The organism is Leifsonia sp. Root112D2, from assembly GCF_001424905.1.
Lineage (GTDB): Bacteria > Actinomycetota > Actinomycetes > Actinomycetales > Microbacteriaceae > Root112D2.
In genome coordinates, this window is sequence record NZ_LMCU01000001.1 from 179092 (window position 1) to 198594 (window position 19503).

At 65.7% G+C, this 19503-nt stretch carries 19 protein-coding genes; 10 read left to right on the forward strand and 9 right to left on the reverse strand.

Annotation, left to right across the window (positions count from 1 at the left end):
* Nucleotides 1–202: 202 nt before the first annotated feature.
* Together ASC63_RS00800 and ASC63_RS00805 are read right to left on the reverse strand one after the other, a co-directional pair.
* The gene (locus ASC63_RS00800; protein ID WP_082487632.1) at nt 203–1288 is read right to left on the reverse strand and encodes a BMP family lipoprotein; all 1086 of its coding nucleotides are present in this window, start codon (nt 1286–1288) and stop codon (nt 203–205) included.
* Nucleotides 1289–1527: 239 nt separating this feature from the next.
* Nucleotides 1528–2646 (reverse strand): mannose-1-phosphate guanylyltransferase, encoded by a 1119-nt coding sequence (locus tag ASC63_RS00805; protein ID WP_055808820.1) that lies wholly within the window; start codon nt 2644–2646, stop codon nt 1528–1530.
* Nucleotides 2647–2721: 75 nt separating this feature from the next.
* On the opposite strand from ASC63_RS00805, the gene ASC63_RS00810 reads away from it, so the two are divergent.
* The 6 genes from ASC63_RS00810 to ASC63_RS00835 all read left to right on the forward strand — a co-directional run bounded on the left by ASC63_RS00810 (nt 2722) and on the right by ASC63_RS00835 (nt 8613).
* On the forward strand, nt 2722–3864 hold the full coding sequence (locus tag ASC63_RS00810; protein WP_055808822.1) for a glycosyltransferase family 4 protein: 1143 nt from the start codon (nt 2722–2724) through the stop codon (nt 3862–3864).
* A 5-nt stretch (nt 3865–3869) separates the two neighbouring features.
* Nucleotides 3870–4997 (forward strand): magnesium/cobalt transporter CorA, encoded by a 1128-nt coding sequence (gene corA, locus ASC63_RS00815; RefSeq protein WP_055808824.1) that lies wholly within the window; start codon nt 3870–3872, stop codon nt 4995–4997.
* A gap of 147 nt (nt 4998–5144) precedes the next feature.
* Nucleotides 5145–5567, forward strand: coding sequence for a succinate dehydrogenase, cytochrome b556 subunit (gene sdhC, locus ASC63_RS00820; RefSeq protein ID WP_082487634.1), 423 nt, complete (start codon nt 5145–5147; stop codon nt 5565–5567).
* Nucleotides 5564–6010 (forward strand): succinate dehydrogenase hydrophobic membrane anchor subunit, encoded by a 447-nt coding sequence (locus ASC63_RS00825; protein WP_055808827.1) that lies wholly within the window; start codon nt 5564–5566, stop codon nt 6008–6010. The genes sdhC and ASC63_RS00825 overlap by 4 nt, the downstream gene beginning before the upstream one ends.
* 39 nt (nt 6011–6049) lie before the next feature.
* A complete protein-coding gene (gene sdhA / locus ASC63_RS00830; protein WP_442915048.1) occupies nt 6050–7852 on the forward strand; it encodes a succinate dehydrogenase flavoprotein subunit in 1803 nt (600 codons plus the stop codon).
* Nucleotides 7852–8613 carry a succinate dehydrogenase iron-sulfur subunit gene (locus ASC63_RS00835; RefSeq protein ID WP_055808831.1) on the forward strand — a complete coding sequence of 254 codons (762 nt, stop codon included), beginning with the start codon at nt 7852–7854 and terminating at the stop codon, nt 8611–8613. Before sdhA ends, ASC63_RS00835 begins: the two co-directional genes overlap by 1 nt.
* A 42-nt stretch (nt 8614–8655) precedes the next feature.
* Here ASC63_RS00835 and ASC63_RS00840 read toward each other — a convergent pair whose 3' ends face one another.
* The 4 genes from ASC63_RS00840 to ASC63_RS00855 form a co-directional block, all read right to left on the reverse strand.
* The gene (locus tag ASC63_RS00840; protein ID WP_055808833.1) at nt 8656–9606 is read right to left on the reverse strand and encodes a VOC family protein; all 951 of its coding nucleotides are present in this window, start codon (nt 9604–9606) and stop codon (nt 8656–8658) included.
* Between the two features lie 72 nt (nt 9607–9678).
* Nucleotides 9679–10758: a 4-oxalomesaconate tautomerase gene (locus ASC63_RS00845; protein ID WP_055808838.1), complete on the reverse strand. Its 1080-nt coding sequence runs from the start codon at nt 10756–10758 to the stop codon at nt 9679–9681.
* The gene (locus ASC63_RS00850; protein ID WP_055808840.1) at nt 10745–11455 is read right to left on the reverse strand and encodes a 4-carboxy-4-hydroxy-2-oxoadipate aldolase/oxaloacetate decarboxylase; all 711 of its coding nucleotides are present in this window, start codon (nt 11453–11455) and stop codon (nt 10745–10747) included. The genes ASC63_RS00845 and ASC63_RS00850 overlap by 14 nt, the downstream gene beginning before the upstream one ends.
* On the reverse strand, nt 11452–12186 hold the full coding sequence (locus ASC63_RS00855) for a PIG-L deacetylase family protein (protein WP_055808842.1): 735 nt from the start codon (nt 12184–12186) through the stop codon (nt 11452–11454). Before ASC63_RS00855 ends, ASC63_RS00850 begins: the two co-directional genes overlap by 4 nt.
* A gap of 149 nt (nt 12187–12335) precedes the next feature.
* On the opposite strand from ASC63_RS00855, the gene ligM reads away from it, so the two are divergent.
* Complete coding sequence (gene ligM / locus ASC63_RS00860; RefSeq protein ID WP_200936705.1) at nt 12336–13742, forward strand: vanillate/3-O-methylgallate O-demethylase; 1407 nt, start codon at nt 12336–12338, stop codon at nt 13740–13742.
* 93 nt (nt 13743–13835) lie between these two features.
* On the opposite strand, the gene ASC63_RS00865 is transcribed toward ligM, so the two are convergent.
* The 3 genes from ASC63_RS00865 to ASC63_RS00875 are packed head-to-tail and all read right to left on the reverse strand — an operon-like array spanning nt 13836 to nt 16848.
* Nucleotides 13836–15446, reverse strand: a complete 1611-nt coding sequence (locus ASC63_RS00865; protein ID WP_055808844.1) for an AMP-binding protein — start codon at nt 15444–15446, stop codon at nt 13836–13838.
* An 8-nt stretch (nt 15447–15454) separates the two neighbouring features.
* Entirely contained in the window at nt 15455–16387 is a 933-nt protein-coding gene (locus ASC63_RS00870; protein WP_055808846.1) for an SDR family oxidoreductase, read from the reverse strand.
* Entirely contained in the window at nt 16384–16848 is a 465-nt protein-coding gene (locus ASC63_RS00875; protein ID WP_055808847.1) for a MaoC family dehydratase, read from the reverse strand. Before ASC63_RS00875 ends, ASC63_RS00870 begins: the two co-directional genes overlap by 4 nt.
* 124 nt (nt 16849–16972) lie before the next feature.
* Here ASC63_RS00875 and ASC63_RS00880 point away from each other — a divergent pair, with 124 nt between their 5' ends.
* The 3 genes from ASC63_RS00880 (at nt 16973) to ASC63_RS00890 (ending at nt 19502) form a co-directional block, all read left to right on the forward strand.
* Nucleotides 16973–17425, forward strand: a complete 453-nt coding sequence (locus ASC63_RS00880; protein WP_055808850.1) for a MarR family winged helix-turn-helix transcriptional regulator — start codon at nt 16973–16975, stop codon at nt 17423–17425.
* A 73-nt stretch (nt 17426–17498) separates the two neighbouring features.
* On the forward strand, nt 17499–18653 hold the full coding sequence (locus ASC63_RS00885) for a YihY/virulence factor BrkB family protein (protein WP_157487529.1): 1155 nt from the start codon (nt 17499–17501) through the stop codon (nt 18651–18653).
* Nucleotides 18654–18662: 9 nt separating this feature from the next.
* Nucleotides 18663–19502 carry an exodeoxyribonuclease III gene (locus ASC63_RS00890; RefSeq protein ID WP_055808853.1) on the forward strand — a complete coding sequence of 280 codons (840 nt, stop codon included), beginning with the start codon at nt 18663–18665 and terminating at the stop codon, nt 19500–19502.
* Nucleotide 19503: the final 1 nt, after the last annotated feature.

Here is a 19503-nt window from a genome sequence, read left to right on the forward strand (position 1 = left end):
CTGCTGCCCGTGCGGGTGGGCGTTGGAGGGGCCGCACAGGGCGGTCGTGGCGCGGCGTTGCGCCTACTCACCCTACCTTCGTGCGCATATGTCAGTGTGTGCTCAGATGAGCACGATGGCCATCACGTCCGCGCCAAATGGTGCGGGGAGGCCAGCATTCGCTGGCCTCCCCGCATGAGCAGTGCCGTGATCGACGCGCCCGCTACTGCTTGGGCGACGACGGCGAGGTGACCGTGATCGACCCGTCGATGATGCCGGCCTTGATCTTGTCGAGTTCGCCCTGCAGGCCGGGGTCAACCTTCGACGCGAAGTCGTGGAACGAGGCGAGCCCCACGCCGTCGTTCTTCAGCGTGCCGACGTACGGCGTGTTGCTGAACTTGCCGTTGGCGGCATCCTTGACGACGGCTGCTGTCGCGGAGTTCAGACCCTTCATGACCGAGGTGAGCAGGAGCGCCTTCACCGTGGGGTCGGAGACGTAGACGTCGGAGTCGACGCCCATGAGCGCGATGTCCTTGCCGGAGTCCTTGATGGCCTGGGCTGCGCTCTGGTAGATCGGGCCGCCGACGGGCATCAGCACATCGACGTTCTGGTCGATGATCGCCTTGGCCGCCTGCTTGGCCGTGTCGTTGGCGTCGAAGCCACCGGTGAAGGAACCGGTCTGCTTGTCGACGTTCCAGCCGATGACCTTGACGTCCTTCTTCTTCTGTTCGTTGAAGTACTTCACACCATCGGCGAAGCCGTCCATGAAGATGGTGACGGTCGGGAACTGCATGCCGCCGAAGGTTCCGACGACGCCGGTCTTCGAGTAGCTCGCCGCCGCATAGCCGCCGAGGAACGCCGCCTGGGCGGTGTCGAAGATAATCGGGCGAACGTTGTCTGCCTTGATCTCGTTGTCATCCACGGTGGCGAAATCGATGTCGGGGTTGGCCTTCGCCGCCTTCTCAGTCGCATCCTTCAGGTTGAAGCCGACGGAGATGATCAGGCTGCAGTTCTGGTCGACCATGCTCTGAATGTTGGGGCCGTAGTCGTTGGCGTTCTTCGACTCGGCCTTCTTGAAGCTGATGCCGAGGTCCTTAGCCGCGCTGGTCAGTCCTTCGTAGCTGGACTGGTTGAACGAGTGGTCGTCGAACCCACCGGCGTCCGAAACCATGCAGGGAAGAAAGTCGCTCTTCTTCGGGCCGCTCGACTCGTTGTTCGACGTCGGTGCGGGTGCGCAGGCCGCGAACAGCGCGATAACGCCGGCAGCGGCCAGGCCGGCGAGGCCGACCTTTCGGGCTGTGATTGTCAAGGTGTCCTCCAGGGTGCTGGCGCGCATCCACGCGCCGATGTGTGCATAACGTTACCGAGTGTTACGCAATGTTCAGGCGAGTCACTCGGCATCTTCACGTAAGCGTTACAAACGCGACGCCCTTTTGCACTGCTCATTTGAGCACGGCGCGCTCTCGCTGTTTGACTGGCATCCGCGGGCCACCCGCGAATGGGGGATGCTCAAAAGTCGGATGCGACGGGGCTCGACGCGAGGTCGCCTCAGAGCACGTCGCTGGAGCCCGAGAGCCGCAGCGCGTCGACAACGGCCTTGACCCGTTGTGCATTCTCGCTTGTTGTGACGAGCAGCGCGTCGGGCGTATCGACGACGACGATGTCTCGCACGCCGATGAGACTGATCACCCGCTTGGTCTGGCTGACCACGATGCCGCTGGAGGCATCCGCCAGCACGCGCGCATCGGCGCCGAGAATGGCCAGGTCACTCTTGCGACCGCCCGAGTTGAGACGAGAGAGCGAGGCGAAGTCGCCCACGTCGTCCCAGTCGAAGTGACCGGGAACCACCACGAGTCGGCCCGCCGCCGCCGCGGGTTCTGCGACGGCGTAGTCGATGGCGATCTTCTTCAGGGCGGGCCAGACCCGGTCGACGACGGGGCCTCGTGCGGCGGGGTCGTCCCAGACTTCCGCGAGCTCCAGCAGACCCGCGAGCATCTCCGGCTCGGAGCGGCCGATCTCTTCGAGCAGCCGATCGGCCCGGCTGATGAACATGCTGGCGTTCCAGAGGTAGTCGCCGCCTGCGACGTAGCGCACGGCGGTCTTCAGGTCGGGCTTCTCCACAAAGGAGTCCACGGCGAGCGCGCTCGGCGCCCCCGCGATGTCGGTGGCGCCACCGGTGTGGATGTAGCCGAAGCCGATGGCCGGTTCGGTGGGCTGGATGCCGACCAGGGCGATGTAGCCGGCGTCAGCCGCCGCAGCGGCCTCCACCACCGCCTGACGGAACAGCCGCTGGTTGTTGATCACGTGGTCCGCCGCGAATGAGCCGATGATCACACCGGGCTCGCGGCGCTCGAGGATCGCCGCGGCCAGCCCGATGGCGGCGGTCGAATCCCGAGGCTCGCTCTCGAGTACGACATTGGGGTCGGCGAGCGTCGGCAACTGCTCCTCGACGGCCGCGCGGTGCGCGCGCCCGGTGACCACCATGATGCGCTGCTCGCCGGCAAGCGGGGCAAGCCGATCCCAGGTGTCGCGCAAGATGGTCTGGCCGCTGCCGGTGAGGTCGTGCAGAAACTTGGGCGCATCCGCCCGGGAGAGAGGCCACAGGCGCGAGCCGATGCCGCCGGCCGGAATCACACTGTAGAAGCGGTCCATCGCGGTGTGGGTCATGCCGTATACGATACCCGTGCCCCCGGTTCATTCGGCGTTCACGGGGGCGCAACCGGCGGCCCATAGCCTCGCATCATGCGGGTAGCCGTGATGAGCGAAAGTTTCCTTCCCACCGTCAACGGAGTGACCACGAGCGTCGTCAAGGTGCTCGATCACCTGGCCGCCACGGGGCATGATGCCATGGTCATCTGCCCCCATGCGGGCGCGCCGCGCGAATACGCCGGCTTCCCGGTGCATTCCGTGCCCGCCGTGGCCTACCGCCAGTTTCCCGTCGGCCTGCCCAGCCCGCAGGTCTCGCAACTGCTCGCCCGGTTCCGCCCCGACGTGCTGCACGCCGCCTCGCCGTTTCTGCTCGGGGCGCAGGGCATCGCCGCCGCCAATCGCCTGGGCGTGCCCTCCGTCGCCATTTTCCAGACGGATGTCGCCGGTTACGCCAGGCGCAACCGGCTCGGCATCGCCACCACCATGGCCAGGCGGCTGGTGCGCTGGATACATGAGGGTGCGGATCTCACGCTCGCACCGTCATCCGCCTCGATGGCCGATCTCGCCGCGAACGGCATACACAACACCGCGCTCTGGGGGCGCGGCGTCGATCTCGAGCGCTACCACCCCAACAACCGTCGGCTGCCCGCCACCCGCGAGTTGCGCGAGCTGCTCTCCCCCGATGGTGAGGTCGTCGTCGGCTATGTGGGGCGGCTGGCGCCCGAGAAGCAGGTGGAACGGTTCCGCGCGCTGCGCGGCGTGCGCGGCATCCGCGTCGCAATCGTGGGTGACGGTCCCTCCTACCCGATGCTGCAGAAGGAACTGCGCGGCGTACCGGTGAGCTGGCTCGGTCGCCTGAGCGGCACCGAGCTTGCCACGGCATATTCCGCATTCGACATATTTACGCACACCGGCACCGAGGAGACGTTCGGGCAGACCGTGCAGGAGGCTCACGCGAGCGGCATTGCCGTGATAGCGCCGCGGGCGGGCGGGCCCATCGACCTGGTGCGCCACGGCGAGACCGGCTACCTCTTTGCACCCGACGACGAGGCCGATCTACGCCGTCACGTGCACACACTTGTGACGGATGCCCCGCTGCGTCGACGCATGGGCGAGGCGGGCCGACGGGCGGTGCTCGGTCGATCGTGGAACACGATCTGCGACGAACTGCTGGGGCACTACCGGCACGTGGTCGAGGCGCGGTCTAAGGTGGGGGTGCTTGACGCAGGGAGGTGAGTCGAATGGCCACACGCAGACGCGGCATTTCGCTGCCCACCTTCGGGCAGCGTTCCAAGCGCACCGGGCAGGCGGATGCTCCCGAGCCGGTCATCGCAACCACCTCGTCACGCCCCAGCATGGTCGACAGTGCCATCTACGCAGACGGCCAGCGAGTCGCCTCACCGCTCACCCTCGCCGAGACCTATCGCGCCCTCGATGAGACGCCGGGCGGCGTGGCCTGGATCGGCTTGTACCGGCCAACCGAGACCGAACTGCTTTCCCTCGCCGACGAGTTCGGGCTGCACGAACTCGCCATCGAAGACGCGATCATCGCCCACCAGCGGCCCAAGTTCGAGCGCTACGACGACGTGCTCTTCGTGGTGTTGCGCGCCGCCAGCTACCTCGACGCCACCGAGGAGGTGGACTTCGGCGAGCTGCACCTCTTCATCGGGCACAACTTCGTGATCACGGTGCGCCACAGCGAGTCGCCCGACCTCTCCCGGGTGCGCCGACGCATGGAAAGCGACCCCGAGTTGCTCGCGCTCGGTCCCCAGGCGATTCTCTACGCGATCATCGACACCGTCGTCGATGACTACGGCCCGGTCGTCGCCGGTCTCGCCAACGACGTCGACGAGATCGAGAGCGAGGTCTTCGCCAGCGACGCGCTCGTTTCACGCCGCATCTACAAGCTCTCCCGCGAGGTCATCGATTTTCAGCGTGCGCTGCACCCGTTGATGCGAATCATGGATGCGCTGGAGCACGGCTCCGAAAAATACGGCGTCACCCAGGAACTGCAGCGCAATCTGCGCGATGTGGCCGACCACCTCATCCAGTTCACCGAGCGCGTCGACGGCTTCAGGCAGCTGTTGCGCGACATCCTCACCGTGAATTCGACGCTCGTTGCCGAGCGCCAGAACGAGGACATGACCAGACTGGCGCACTCGAGCAACAGGCAGGGCGAGGAGGTCAAGAAGATCTCATCGTGGGCCGCGATTCTCTTCGCCCCGTCGCTCATCGCCGGCATCTACGGAATGAACTTTCACGGCATGCCTGAGCTCAAGTGGCCGCTCGGGTATCCCATGGCGATAGCTCTCATGCTGGCGCTGAGCGGCACCCTCTACCTCATCTTCAAGAAGCGCAATTGGCTCTGACGCCGAGCGGTGATTATCTTGACGTCGAGACAGTTAGGCTGGCCTTAGAAGCAGGTGCGCGGCCTGAGGCCATACAATCGAGGTGCGCATCTCGCGTGTCTGCGTGCCTCGTGACGGGGCCGCGATCACAGCCAGGGAGGGTTGTTCGTGCCAAATCAAGCGGCAGGGACCCTGCAGCCGACGAAACATCGGCCAGGGGGAACGCTGTATCGAGGTCGCGAGGGTATGTGGTCGTGGGTTCTGCACCGCATCACGGGTGTGGCCATCTTCTTCTTCCTTCTCGTACACGTGCTCGATACCTCGCTGGTGAGAATCAGCCCCGAGGCGTACAACGCCGTGATCGGCACCTACAAGAACCCCATCATGGGTCTGGGCGAGCTTGCCCTTGTGGGAGCTATCACGTTCCACGCCTTCAACGGCCTGCGCATCATCCTCATCGACTTCTGGAGCAAAGGCCCCAAGTACCAGAAGGTCATGTTCTGGATAGTCATCGTGCTCTGGGTCGTGGTCATGGCCGGTTTCACTCCCACGCAGCTGATCCACGTCTTCAGCGAGGGGAGCGGCGCATGACCACTATCGAGGCACCCCGCAGCCCGATTCGCCCCGCTCGCAAGCGTGGCGTGAACTGGGAGAAGATCGGCTGGATCTACATGCGCGCGTCGGGCCTGCTGCTCGTCGTGCTCATCTTCGGACACTTGATCGTCAACCTGGTGCTCGGCGACGGGGTCAAGCAGATCGACTTCGCCTTCATCGCCGGCAAGTACGCCACGCCGTTCTGGCAGATCTGGGATCTGCTGATGCTGTGGCTGGCGCTCATCCACGGCGGCAACGGCATGCGCACGCTCGTGAACGACTACGCCGGCAACCGCATGGTGAACCGCGTTCTGAAGCTGGCGATCCTCGCGGCCGTCGTTGTGCTCATCGTGCTCGGCACGCTCGTCATCTTCACCTTCGACCCGTGCCCGGCGGGCGCCCCGGCCGACCTGGTCGGCTCCTTCTGCCCGGTCAAGTAAGTAACCCCAAGTAACGGCAAGAAAGCTACGGATATCTCAGTGACTGAAACAGCCGAATCCACCATCATCGACGGCGTTCATTACCACCAGCACGATGTCGTCATCGTGGGGGCAGGCGGCGCCGGCATGCGCGCGGCCATCGAGGCCGGGCCGCAGGCGAATGTCGCCGTGATCTCCAAGCTGTACCCCACCCGTTCGCACACCGGTGCGGCGCAGGGAGGCATGGCGGCCGCCCTGGCCAATGTCGAGGAAGACAACTGGGAGTGGCACACCTTCGACACCGTCAAGGGAGGCGACTACCTGGTAGACCAGGATGCCGCCGAGATTCTGGCGAAGGAGGCCATCGACGCGGTCATCGACCTCGAGAACATGGGCCTGCCGTTCAACCGCACGCCCGAGGGCAAGATCGACCAGCGCCGATTCGGCGGGCACACCCGCGATCACGGCAAGGCTGCGGTTCGCCGCTCCTGTTACGCCGCCGACCGCACGGGCCACATGATTCTGCAGACGCTGTTCCAGAATTGCGTGCGGCTCGGCATCAACTTTTTCAACGAGTTCTACGTGCTCGACCTGATCATGGTCGAAGAAGACGGTGAGAAGAAGCCCGCGGGCGTTGTCGCCTACGAGCTCGCCACCGGCGAGCTGCACGTTTTCCATGGCAAGGCCTTCATCTTCGCCACCGGCGGATTCGGCAAGATGTTCAAGACCACCTCGAACGCCCACACGCTCACGGGCGACGGGGTCGGCATCATCTGGCGCAAGGGGCTGCCACTGGAGGACATGGAGTTCTTCCAGTTCCACCCGACCGGACTGGCCGGGCTCGGCATCCTGCTCACCGAAGGGGCCCGCGGCGAGGGCGCCATTCTGCGCAACGGCAACGGCGAGCGCTTCATGGAGCGCTACGCCCCCACCATCAAAGACCTGGCCCCGCGTGACATCGTGGCCCGCTGCATGGTCAAGGAGGTGCAGGAGGGCCGCGGCGCCGGACCACACAAGGACTACGTCTACCTCGACTGCACCCACCTCGGCGCCGAGGTGCTCGAGACCAAGCTGCCCGACATCACCGAGTTCGCGCGCACCTACCTGGGCGTCGACCCGGTGACCGAGCCCGTTCCCGTGATGCCGACCGCGCACTACGCCATGGGCGGCATTCCCACGAACAACGACGCCCAGGTGCTCTCGTCGAACACCCACACCGTGCCCGGCCTCTACGCCGCCGGCGAGTGCGCGTGCGTCTCGGTGCACGGCTCCAACCGCCTCGGCACCAACTCGCTGCTCGACATCAACGTGTTCGGTAAGCGTGCGGGCAATAACGCCGTCGCGTATGTGCAGACCGTTGCCGAGTTCCCCGCGCTTCCCGAGGATCCGGCCGCGGGCGTGCGAGACATGCTGGCCGGTCTGCGTGCCGGTACCGGAACGGAGCGCATCGCCGCGCTGCGCAAGGAACTGCAGGAACAAATGGACATGAACGCGCAGGTGTTCCGCACCGATGAGACGCTGGCGAACGTCACCACGACCATCCACACCCTGCGTGAGCGCTTCAAGAACATCGCCGTGCAAGACAAGGGCAAGCGGTTCAACACCGACCTGCTCGAGGCCGTCGAGCTGGGCTTTCTGCTCGACCTGGCCGAGGTGGTCGTGTTCTCCGCCCGCAACCGCAAGGAGAGCCGTGGCGGCCACATGCGCGACGACTACCCGAACCGTGACGACGAGAACTACATGAAACACACGATGGCGTATCTCACCGGCGACCCGCACTCCGCGGATGCCGGCGACCACATCGCACTGGAATGGAAGCCGGTCGTCATCACGCGTTACCAGCCCATGGAGAGGAAGTACTGATGTCTGCAGCCGTGCTCGAGGAACCTCCCGTGGCGGAAACGCCCATCCTCCCGTTCACCGTCACGGTGATTGTGCGACGCTTTGATCCGGATGTGGACGCAGAGCCGCACTGGCAGGACTTCGACGTCGAGATGTACTCGACCGACCGCGTGCTCGACGCGCTGCACAAGATCAAGTGGGAGCAGGACGGCTCGCTGACCTTCCGCCGTTCGTGTGCGCACGGCGTGTGCGGATCGGATGCGATGCGTATCAACGGCCGCAACCGGCTTGCCTGCAAGACCCTCATCAAGGATCTCGACATCTCGAAGCCCATCTACGTGGAGGCCATCAAGGGCCTGCCGCTGGAGAAGGATCTCGTTGTCGACATGGAGCCGTTCTTCGCCTCGTACCGCGAGGTGCAGCCGTTCCTTCAGTCGAATGTTGCGCCGGTCAAGGGCAAGGAGCGCCTGCAGTCCGCCGAGGAGCGTGCGCGCTTCGACGACACGACCAAGTGCATCCTCTGCGCCGCGTGCACCTCGTCGTGCCCCGTGTTCTGGACCGACGGGCAGTACTTCGGCCCGGCCGCGATAGTGAACGCGCACCGCTTCATCTTCGACTCGCGCGACGACGCATCCGACGTGCGCCTCGACATCCTGAACGACAAGGAGGGCGTGTGGCGCTGCCGCACGACCTTCAACTGCACCGAGGCGTGCCCCCGTGGCATCCAGGTGACCCAGGCGATAGCCGAGGTCAAGCAGGCCATTATGCGCGGTAAACGCTAAAGACCAAGCGCTGCGCGCTTCGTCTTTAGCGTTTACGTTTGACTACTCCACCAGCGGCGTGCCGTGGGTGTGAAACGACTCGATCGTCTTCATGCCCCAGGCCTGGCCCTTCTTGCGCTCTTCCTCGCTCCACTCCACAACGGGCTGGTCCGGGTCGAGCAGCAGGCGTGAACCGGCGTTCGCGAACTCGATGCGGTTGCCGCCGGGCTCCCAGACGTACAGGAAGAATGTCTGGTTGATCGTGTGCTTGTGCGGGCCTGACTCGATGTAGATGCCGTTCTCGAGAAAGATGTCGGCGGCCTTGAGAATGTCCTCACGGGTGTCGGGCGCGAACGCGATGTGGTGCAGGCGCTTCGAGTGGCCTGTCCAGTCATCCGAGTAGACGATGTCGTATGACTTGTTCTGGAAGTGGAACCACCAGGCGGCGTACTTGCCGGTGTCCTGGCGGATGCGCTCGCTCTCGCGCCCGACCAGCACGTCGCGCACGAACTCGCCGTTGTCCTCGACGCTGGTGGCAAGGTAGTTGATGTGGTCCAGGCGCCGGGCGTTGACCCCGCGACCCGGAAACGCCGAGGCCTGGTTCTTCAGCGCCGGCTTGTCGTCGGTGGCGACGTAGCGCTCGGTCTCGTAGTAGATCTCCATCGGGTGACCGTCGGGGTCGGTGAACGCGAAGCTCGGGCCGACGCCCTGCTCGCCGTCGCGCCATCCGAGACCCCGACCACTTGCCTCGATCGCCGCGACCCGGCGCTCGAGCGCCTCCTGGCTCGAGGCGCGGAACGTGACGCGCCCGACCCCGGCCTGATCTGAGGCGGTGAGCTTGATGGTGTAGCGCTGGTACTCGTCCCAGCAGCGCAGAAACACCGAGTCGCCGTCTTCGGCTACAACGCGCATCGCGAGCAGGTCGCGGAAGAACCAGAGGCTCTCGTCGAACTTCGGGGTGAAGAGCTCGACGTTGCCCAGGTGGGCGATGTCGAACGAGGTGTAGTCGGTCATTGTGCTGTCCTCTCTGACGGGCGAATGCGTGGCGGTCGTGCCCGGGTGTGGGCGTCGACTCGCTCGCGGGTACTACAGTCGGGGTCGCGGGTAGACGCGGCCATCGAAGATCTTGCGGGCGGTGCGCAACGCGGCGGACCGTGTCACGGTGAAGTCATGTGCGGATGCCTCGACCGCCACGTCGACGTCGAAGTGACCGGTCGGATGCTCCAGCCGGAACGGCTGCCCCGGCTCGGGCAGAACGGCAAGCTCGTGCCCCACCGTTCCTGCCGTGATCACGCCGGCCGCAACGGTGAGCGCACCGAGTACGCCGATCGAAGTGTGCGCACGCACCGGGAGAAAGCTGCGCGTCGAGATCGCACCGCCGGAACGCGGCGCAGACAGCAGCACCAGCTTGGGAACGGTTGCCGTTATCACGTCTCCCATTCCCATCAGTTCGGCCGCGATGAGGCGCAGCTGCGCGAGCCGGGCCGCGAGGGCTTCGTTCGCCTCGAGCTCTTCGGGTGATTCGGTTCCCGCGACCCCGAGATCGGCAGCGGCCATGAGCACGCTCGGCATGCCGTTGTCGATGCACGTTGCGGCTATGCCGTCGAGGTCATCGACGAGCCGACCGCTGGGAAAGAGAGAGCCTGTCGATGATCCGGCCGTGCCCTCGAAGTCAAGCGAGATAGCACCCGCCGTGCCAGGCACGCCGTCGATGGCGAGTTCTCCGTCGTAGTCGACGCCTCCATCGACGGTGGCGAATGTCGCGGTGGCGAAGCTGTCGGAGTTCACCATGCGAATGCGCACGCTGGTGCGCCCGGCGCCGGCTGAGACCATTCCGCGCTCGACGGCGAACGGCCCGACCCCCGCGAGCAAGTTGCCGCAGTTCTGCCTGTCAGTCACGAACGCCTCGTCGACGCCGAGCTGCAGAAAGAGATAGTCCACATCGGCGTCATCATCGGCAGAGGGCGAAATGACGGCAACCTTGCTGGTGAGCGGATGCGCCCCACCGAGCCCGTCGATCTGACGCGGGTCGGGCGTGCCCATGATGCGCAACAACAACTCGTCGCGCTCGTCCGTGTCGGCGGGCAGATCGGCGGCGAGAAAATACGCGCCCTTCGATGTGCCGCCCCGCATGAGCATGCAGGCAATGCCGTCAGCTTTGGCCATGCCCCGCCTCGTACTCATCGGCACGAACGTAGCGTACGCCGAGGTCGGCGAGCACATCGCGCAGTTTGTTGCGATCCAGGCTCAACTCTCCGCCCTGGTACGCCGCGCGCGATCCGGCCTCTTTGGCGACGCGTTCATCGGATGCCACAAGAGCGGCCTCTGCCGCCTCCCGTGGAACGCACAGCACGCCGTCGTCGTCTGCGACTATCACGTCGCCCGGGTGCACGATGGCGCCGCCCACGACGATCGGCACGTTCACCGATCCTGCGGTGGCCTTCACGGTGCCCTGGGCATTGACCGCTGCAGACCAGACCGAGAAGCCCATGGCCCGCAGGTCTACGACGTCGCGCACACCGCCGGTCGTGACCAGCGCCTGCACGCCTCGATGCTGCAGCGCCGTGGCGAAAAGCTCACCGAAGGCGCCGTCAAGCGACGGCGACGTCGTGGTGACCACCAGCACGTCACCGGCCTGGCACTGCTCGACCGCGGCATGGATCATGAGATTGTCACCCGGCCACGACAACACGGTGACAGCCGAGCCCGCCAGGCGCGAGCCGTCCTGAATCGGGCGGATCCCCGCGCCCACGAGACCCGTGCGACCCATGGCCTCGTGCACGGTCGCCGTGCCGTGCTCTCCGAGCCGGGCGATGGTTGCGGCATCCGCTCGCGTGATGTCGGTGACGATGACCTTGCTCATTCGAGTACGTCCGTCACCTGCGGGTAGTACCGCATATACGCCTCGCCCTTGGTGTCGACGGGCAGGCCGAGGTTGGGGCCCGCGTTGCGCTTGACCTGCACGCCGCGGCGCACGGCGAGGTCGGTGTAGTACTCCCACATGTGCTTCTGTGCGGGCAGGCATTGCATCGCCTTCTGCTTCAGCTCGAATGCCGCGGTGATGTCCAGCAGCACATTCGGCTTGAAGTCGCACTGCTCAGGCTGGTGCGGCTCGAAGAAGAACACGGGCGGGGCGCCGAGCACCTCACCGGGCGCCTCGTAGCCGATGGCCTGCGCAAGAATGCGCGCCTCGATGGCCAGGCGCGCCGCGGCCGGGTGATCGCCGTTGTACGGGTCGATGAGCGGATGCGTGAGCACGACCGTGGGCTGCACGCGACGGTAAACGTGCACGAGCTTATTGAGCAGCTCTGGAGTCTCGACCAGCGGGTAGTCGCCGCCGTCGAGAAACTCGATCTCGGCTCCCAGGGCGGATGCCGCGGCCTCGGCCTCGGCACGACGGATCGCCTTGATCTCATCCAGCGACTTGCCTGCCAGCCACTGGCTGGCCGATTCACCGCGCTCCCCATAGGAGAGGCAGACGACAACGGCACGTTCTCCGCGCAGGGTGGCCGCCGCAATCGCGCCGGCGGCACGCCACACGAAGTCTCCAGCGTGGGCGCTGACAACCAAAAGGGTGGGGGCGGACTCGGCCATAGAACTCCTGTCGTTGCCCTCAGCGAACCACATCAATGGTTTTTGGTCAAGATTCTGGTTACAATCTTGTTGACGAACATCACAACTCGTCGCATGCGCCCGTATCGCTCGTCGCATACGCCTACTGGACGAAGGAGTCACAAAGAATCATGGCCAACAATCTGCAAGAGCTCTTGGACGAGAAAGGCAACATCGTCGAGATGCTGCGCGACTCACAGTTGGGCGCGTACATCTACCCGGTGGTTCCCGCCGAATTCACCAACTGGCGCCGAGAGCAGATCGCATGGCGTGAAGCCGCGGTGCTCTTCGACCAGACCCACCACATGAACAATGTGTTCATCACCGGCAAGGACGCGCTGCGTCTCATCTCCGAGGTCGGCATCAACTCGGTCGCGAACTTCGCCGTCAACACCGCCAAGCAGTTCGTTCCTGTCACCCCTGCCGGCTACGTGATCGGTGACGGCATCATCTTCCGCGAGGCCGAGGAGAAGTTCGTCTTCGTCGGCCGTGCCCCTGTGGCCAACTGGTTGGTGTACCAGGCCGAGATCAGCGGCTATGACGTGGAGGTCGTCAACGACGACCGCTCTCCCTCGCGCCCCTACGGCAAGGCCGTCTCGCGCAAATACTGGCGCTTCCAGATTCAGGGTCCCAACGCCTGGCCGATCATCGAGAAGCTCAACGGCGGCGCCCTGGAGAAGGTCAAGTTCTTCCACATGGGCGAGATGAAGATCGGTGGCGAGACCGTCAGCACCCTCCGCCACGGCATGGCCGGTGCTCCCGGCCTGGAGATCTGGGGTCCGTACGACTCCTACGAGAGGGTGCGCACCATCATCCTCGAGGCGGGGCGCGAGTTCGGCCTCGAGCCCGTCGGTTCACGCGCATACTCGTCGAACACCCTCGAATCCGGCTGGATCCCCTCGCCTCTTCCCGCGATCTACACGGGCGAGGAGCTGCGCGGCTACCGTGAGTGGCTCGGCGTCGACAGCTACGAGGCGGTCAACGCCGTCGCGGGCTCCTTCGTCTCCGACAACATCGAGGACTACTACCTCACGCCGTGGGACCTCGGCTACGGCTCGTTCGTGAAGTTCGACCGTGACCACTTCATCGGCAAGGAAGCCTTGCAGGCGATGGATGCCGAGCAGCAGCGCAAGAAGGTCACGCTGGCGTGGAACGATGAGGACCTCGCCAAACTGCTCACCTCGCCCATCGACCGCGACGGCGTCGGCTACCAGTTCTTCGACCTGCCGAACGCCAACTACGGTTCGTCAAACTACGACTCCGTGATCGATGCGGATGGCAAAGTCGTCGGCCTCTCGATGTTCACCGGCGTCACGGCCAACGAGAAGCGCGGCCTGTCCCTGGCCACCGTCGATCGTGACGTTCCGCTGGGCTCCGAGGTGCGCGTCGTGTGGGGCGAGCCCAACGGCGGCTCCAAAAAGACCACGGTTCAGCCGCACAAGCAGCTCGAGGTGCGCGCCATCGTGAGCCCCGTGCCGTATGCCGAGACGGCACGCGGCGAGTACCACGGCGGCTGGCGCTCGACGGGTGCGCTCTGATCTCGCACTGATCGCATAAAGAAGGGACCGGATGCCTTGGGCATCCGGTCCCTTCTTTCGTGTCACATCTTTCGTGTCACATCGCCGATGTGCCTATCCGGAGGCCCCGGCCGCCAACTCGTCGGCGACATCGTTCTTCAGTCGCGTCATGTCGACCTTGCCATGCGGGCTGCGATCGAGCGAGGGGCGCACCAGAATGTGCTTCGGCTTCTTGTAGCCGGCCAGCAGGGCGTCGAGGTGCGCGCGCAACTCGGACTCGACCACCCTCTGCCCTTCTGCAGCAACCACCACAGCCGTGACGAGCTCGCCGTATCGGGGCTCCGGCATGCCAAACACGACGGCGTCCGCCACAGCGGGGTGCGAGAGCAGGGCCTCCTCGACCTCCATCGGGTAGACCTTCTCGCCGCCGGTGTTGACGACGGAGCTTCCGCGCCCGAGCAGCTCGACGCATCCGTCATCGAGAACGCGCGCCCAGTCTCCTGGCACGACGTGACGAACCCCGCCGATCTCGGGGAATGTCGCACGAGTCTTCTCTTCGTCGCCGTAGTAGCCCTTCGGCAGCGTCCCGCGAAAGCCGAGAATTCCGCTGGCGCCCACGGTGCCCTGCACCTCCTGCTCGTTCTCATCGAGCACGACCGCCCCGGGCAGCAGGTGCAGACGACCGGGCAGATCGGCGACGCTCGTGGTCACGTTGACCGCGAAAGGGCCGCCCTCGGTCGACGCCAGAAGATCCATGATCGCGATGTCGCCGAGGGCGTGCAGCCGCGCCTTCGTGGTGTCGCTGAAGCGCATGCCGGAACTGATGATCGAGTTCACGATGCCGAGCCGGTCGATTCCGGCTCGCTCGGCAGCCTCCGCGATCGGCAGCGCAACCGCGTCGCCCGCCACTATCACCCGCGTCGCGCGTTCGTCGATGGCGAGGCGCACCGCTTCGTCGGCGTCGAGACGGGGCGAGGCGTGAATAATCACGGTTCCGCCGAGCACCAGGGTGTTCAGTGAGGTGAACAGCGCCGTGCCGTGCATGAAGGGAGCCAGCGGCAGCGTCGCGGTACGCGGCGTCTCGGGGTCGGCGGCGATACGCACGGCGTCGGCCATCGTCTCGGGATACGCCAGCCCGGCCGAACCGTAGATCGAATACATCTGCACGTCGAGAATGTCTTCGGCACCCCACACGACCGCCTTGGGCCGCCCGGTGGTGCCGCCGGTATACAGGCGCAGCTCCCCTCCTTCCGGCGGGGTCTGCGGCAGCACCCCGCCGCCGGCGATGATGTCGGCGTAGTTCGTAGCCGCCGCAAGCGGCACTCCCCCGTCGTCAACCTGAACGAGGGCCGGATGCGTCTGCGCCTGTTCCACAGCCGCGGTGGCCACCTCGCTCAGCGACGTCGGGAACAGCAGCACCGCGGCATCCGAATCGCACAGCAGCTCGGCAACCTCGCCCGCACGGTAGCGGTAGTTGATGGGCACGGGCGCGATGCCGGTGGCCAGACACGCGAAGAGGGCGACGAGGTACTCGGGGCGGTTGTACAGCAGGATCGCCACGGCGTCACCGGGGCGCACGCCCGATTGCTGCAGGTGCCGGGCGAACGCGCCGGCCTCCTTCGCAAAGCGGCGGTAGCTGATGGTCTCGTCGCGGGTGACTATTGCCGGCCGATCCGGGAGCGATGCAGCGACCGCCTGCCACACGTCGCTGTAGTGACCCTTCATCGCCGGCCTCAGTGCCGCTTGGTCGGACCGGAGGGCTGCGCGAGCTCGGCGAGTTCGCTGTGCCACGCCGCATCGATTCCTTCTGCGCTCCAGCCACCGTCGTGATCCACGGTGCGCAGCGCGCTCGGGTGCGAATACAGCGTCACGCGGTCCCCGCCGATTCCGATCGCCTGCCCCGTCACATCGGCGGCGCGCTCGGAGGCGAGCCAGACGATGAGAGGCGCCACATCGTCGGGAGTGCCCAGCGCATGATCGCGGCGGAACTCGGTGGGAATCTCGCCGCCCGCCACGTAATCCTCGTACACCTGCGTGTATGCGGGGATCGTCGCGGTCATCGGTGAGAGCGCCGTGGGAATGACCGCGTTGGCGGTGATGCCGGCCCGTGCGAGCTCGAGCGACCAGGTGCGCGCCATCGCAACGAGGCCCGCCTTCACGGCGGCGTAGTTCGTCTGGCCGAAGCTGCCGAACTGGCCGGCGGGAGAGCCGATGACGATGATGCGTCCGCCTTCGCCCTGCTCACGCATCGCTATGGCCGCCGCGCGTCCGCACGTGAACGTGCCGCGCAGATGCGTGTCAACGACGGCGTCGAAATCATCATCGCCCATCTTCCACAACACGCGATCACGCAGCACACCGGCGTTCGCGACCAGAATGTCGAGCCGACCGAACTGGGTCATCGCGGCCTCGACGAGCTTGTCGGCGGTGGATGCCGGGCCTACCGGAGCCACCACCGCCACGGCGCGGCCGCCCGCTTCGGTGATGGATGCCACGGTGTCGGCCGCGGTGGCCGGATCGACATCGTTCACGACGACCGCGGCCCCTGCCGCGGCGAGAGCCAGCGCATAGGCGCGGCCGAGGCTACGACCGCTTCCTGTGACTATCGCAACGCGTCCATCGAGGCGAACATCCGCAGGCGCACCGGCCTGGGCCTCGGCGCTCATCGGTAGTACCTCAGAACGAACTCGGCGACGCACGCAGGCTTGACGCCACCCTCGATTTCGAACGTGACGGCGACCTCGAGCTGCCACCCTCCGGTCACCTCGGTGACACTCGCGACCTCGCCGTGCACACGGATGCGCGATCCCACCGGCACAGGCGCCGGAAAGCGCACCTTGTTGAGGCCGTAGTTGATGCCCATCCCCACCTCGGTGACCTCGAAGACCTCCGCCATGAGCGGAACCACAAGGCTCAGCGTCAGCAGTCCATGGGCTATCCGTGTTCCGAACGGGGTGGCCGCCGCGAAGTCCGCATCGACGTGAATCGGGTTGCCGTCGCCGGTCACACGGGCGAACAGGTCAACGTCGTCCTGGCTAATCTCGCGCCACGATGAGGGGCCGAATTGAGCCCCCTGCAGTGTGGCGAGATCCTCGACTGCGGTCGAGAGCGCGACGGCCTCGGGCATAGTGGTTCTCCTTTGAGCACATGGACAGATCATGCGATCTGCTTGATTCAGGCTAACTGAAATAGGATGTCTTGTCACGTCAGCGCACGCCTGCGCTAGCCTGAACCGCAGAGATGGAGAGAGCATGGAGCCCTACGGCAGTTTTGTGTACGTGGTCAAGCAGCTTGAGCTGGGCCTGCGTCCGCGTTTTTTCGAGGCCTGTGCGGCCGCAGGAATGACCGCGGCGCAGTACACCGCTCTCACGGTGCTGCAGCGCCGGCCGGGAATCACCAGCTCTGAACTGGCACGCCGCTCGTTCGTGCGCGCCCAGACGATGGCCGCGACCGTCGATCCGCTCGTGGAGGCCGGACACGTGCGACGCGAGCGCGATCCGGAACACGGCAGGCGCATCCTTCTGTACCTCACCGAGAGCGGTTCGAATGCGATCTCCACGCTCAACCCGCAGATCGATGCGCTCGAAGAGCTGCTGGTCTCGGAGTTGTCAGCGAAGGAACGCGCCCAGTTCGCCGACTATCTGCGCCGCTGCCGCCATGCGCTCGGCCAGGCCGGGCATCGGGTGCCGACACGTTCCTCCTGAGCCGCGGCACGGCGTTCCGGTACGAGGACCCATGCCCCTCCCCGCTCTGTGACGCCCCGGTTACGCTGGACGAGTGAGCAGGGGGAAGAACGAGCAAGTGAGGGCTGCGGCATCCACCGATGAGCAGAGCCCGATCAAGCGGGTGGGCGCGTTGGTGGCCTGGGTGCAGGGCCTGCGACCGGTGCGCGTTCTCACGCATCTCTCCGACCGTGACGGCAATCTGCTCGCCGCCGGAATGTCGTATCTCTCGGTCTTCGCTGTGTTCGCCGCGATCTGGGTGTTCTTCTCCGTCGCCGGGCTGCTGCTGAAATCGAATCCGCAGCTTACCGATTCGCTGATCGGCACCATCAACCAGGCGGTTCCCGGCCTCATCGGCGCGGGCGGCGCCATCGACCCCACCCTGCTGCTGAACGGCACCACGCTCTCCTGGACTGGAGCGATAGCCCTGGCAGGGCTGCTCTGGACCGCGATCGGCTGGATGGCCTCGATTCGCCAGGCCGTGCGCGCCATCTTCGACCTGACGCGCGACAACCGCGGATTCATCGTGCAGAAATCGATGGATCTGGCCCTGGCGCTCGGTTTCGGTGTGCTGCTGATCCTCGCATCCGTTCTCACCATGGCCGCGGGTACAGCGCTCGACTTCGTGTTCTCCCTGGTGGGGTTCGGTGGCCACTCCTTCGTCTCGGATGCCACGGCGCGGCTCGTCGGGTTCGCCCTCGCGGTCGCGCTCAACGCGGTAGTTCTCGGCTCCATGTATCGCGTGCTCTCGCGCGTGCGCATTCCGGTGCGCAATCTCGCGGTCGGCTCGCTGCTTGGGGCCGTGGCCCTCGTGGTCATGAGCGGCCTCAGCGGGCTGCTGCTCGGCGGCGCGGGCAAGAACCCGTTGTTGGCTTCCTTCGTGGTCTTCATCGGCCTGATGATCTGGTTCAACCTGGTCTGCCAGGTGATCCTGCTCGCGGCATCGTGGATCGCGGTAGGCATGGCCGACCGCGGCATCTCGCCGCGAGCGCCCGAGGAGGCGCAGGCGTATCGCCAGTCGCAGCAGCGCGAGGCGCGCATCATCGTCGCCGAGGCGAACATCGCGGATGCCCGCCAGGCGCTGGCCAGGGCGCGTTGGCCTCGCACGGGCGCGGCCCGGCGACGGCTGCGGGAGGCGATCGAGGCGCGCGCAGCGCTGGATGCACCTGCGCACGAGGCGACAGATTCCCATGTCGGTGCCGCTCACTAAGCTGGTCGCATGCCTTCGTCGAAACCGCTCCGCGTCGCCACCGTCAACACCAATGGCATTCGCGCCGCCTACCGTAACGGCATGGCCGATTGGCTCGACAACCGCGACGTCGACATCCTCGCCATTCAGGAGGTGCGCGCGGCCACGGAAGACGTGGAGCGCCTGCTCGGACCGGAGTGGAGCATCCTGCATGACGCGGCGACGGCCAAGGGTCGCGCCGGGGTCGCGCTCGCGAGCCGCAACGCGGCATCCATTCATCGCGTCACGCTCGGAGACGACGACTTCGACAGCGCGGGGCGCTGGCTCGAGGCCGACTTCGAGGTCGACGGCACCGTCATCACGGTGGTCAGCACCTATGTGAACTCGGGCGAGGCCGACACCCCGAAACAGGTGGAGAAGTACAAGTTTCTCGATGCCATGGTGAAGCGCCTGCCCGAGCTTGTCGAGCACAACCCACTCACGCTCATCGTGGGCGACCTTAATGTGGGGCACCGCAAGCTCGACATCAAGAACTGGCGCGGCAACGTGAAACGAGCCGGATTCCTGCCCGAGGAACGCGCATACTTCGACCGCTTCTTCGGTGCAGAAGACGACCCCCAGTACAACGCCGGAGCAGGGATGGGCTGGATCGATATCGGCCGCAAGTGGGCCGGCGAGGTAGAGGGGCCGTACACCTGGTGGTCGCAGCGCGGCCAGGCCTTCGACAATGACACCGGATGGCGCCTCGACTACCACATGGCCACTCCCGCGCTGGCACAGAAGGTCACGAGCTATGCCATCGATCGGGCGGCATCGTACGCAGAGCGATGGTCGGACCACGCTCCCGTCGTTGTCGAATACTCCATCTAAA

Excerpts from the sequence above, each read along its gene's own strand:
- ASC63_RS00865 (WP_055808844.1), bottom strand. The coding sequence starts at position 15,446 with ATGAAGGGTCACTACAGCGACGTGTGGCAGGCGGTCGCTGCATCGCTC.
- ASC63_RS00855 (WP_055808842.1), bottom strand. The coding sequence starts at position 12,186 with ATGGCCGAGTCCGCCCCCACCCTTTTGGTTGTCAGCGCCCACGCTGGA.
- ASC63_RS00835 (WP_055808831.1), top strand. The coding sequence starts at position 7,852 with ATGTCTGCAGCCGTGCTCGAGGAACCTCCCGTGGCGGAAACGCCCATC.
- ASC63_RS00825 (WP_055808827.1), top strand. The coding sequence starts at position 5,564 with ATGACCACTATCGAGGCACCCCGCAGCCCGATTCGCCCCGCTCGCAAG.
- ASC63_RS00845 (WP_055808838.1), bottom strand. The coding sequence starts at position 10,758 with ATGGCCAAAGCTGACGGCATTGCCTGCATGCTCATGCGGGGCGGCACA.
- ASC63_RS00870 (WP_055808846.1), bottom strand. The coding sequence starts at position 16,387 with ATGAGCGCCGAGGCCCAGGCCGGTGCGCCTGCGGATGTTCGCCTCGAT.
- corA (WP_055808824.1), top strand. The coding sequence starts at position 3,870 with ATGGCCACACGCAGACGCGGCATTTCGCTGCCCACCTTCGGGCAGCGT.
- ASC63_RS00810 (WP_055808822.1), top strand. The coding sequence starts at position 2,722 with ATGCGGGTAGCCGTGATGAGCGAAAGTTTCCTTCCCACCGTCAACGGA.
- ASC63_RS00850 (WP_055808840.1), bottom strand. The coding sequence starts at position 11,455 with ATGAGCAAGGTCATCGTCACCGACATCACGCGAGCGGATGCCGCAACC.
- ASC63_RS00875 (WP_055808847.1), bottom strand. The coding sequence starts at position 16,848 with ATGCCCGAGGCCGTCGCGCTCTCGACCGCAGTCGAGGATCTCGCCACA.
- ligM (WP_200936705.1), top strand. The coding sequence starts at position 12,336 with ATGGCCAACAATCTGCAAGAGCTCTTGGACGAGAAAGGCAACATCGTC.
- ASC63_RS00880 (WP_055808850.1), top strand. The coding sequence starts at position 16,973 with ATGGAGCCCTACGGCAGTTTTGTGTACGTGGTCAAGCAGCTTGAGCTG.
- ASC63_RS00805 (WP_055808820.1), bottom strand. The coding sequence starts at position 2,646 with ATGACCCACACCGCGATGGACCGCTTCTACAGTGTGATTCCGGCCGGC.
- ASC63_RS00840 (WP_055808833.1), bottom strand. The coding sequence starts at position 9,606 with ATGACCGACTACACCTCGTTCGACATCGCCCACCTGGGCAACGTCGAG.
- ASC63_RS00890 (WP_055808853.1), top strand. The coding sequence starts at position 18,663 with ATGCCTTCGTCGAAACCGCTCCGCGTCGCCACCGTCAACACCAATGGC.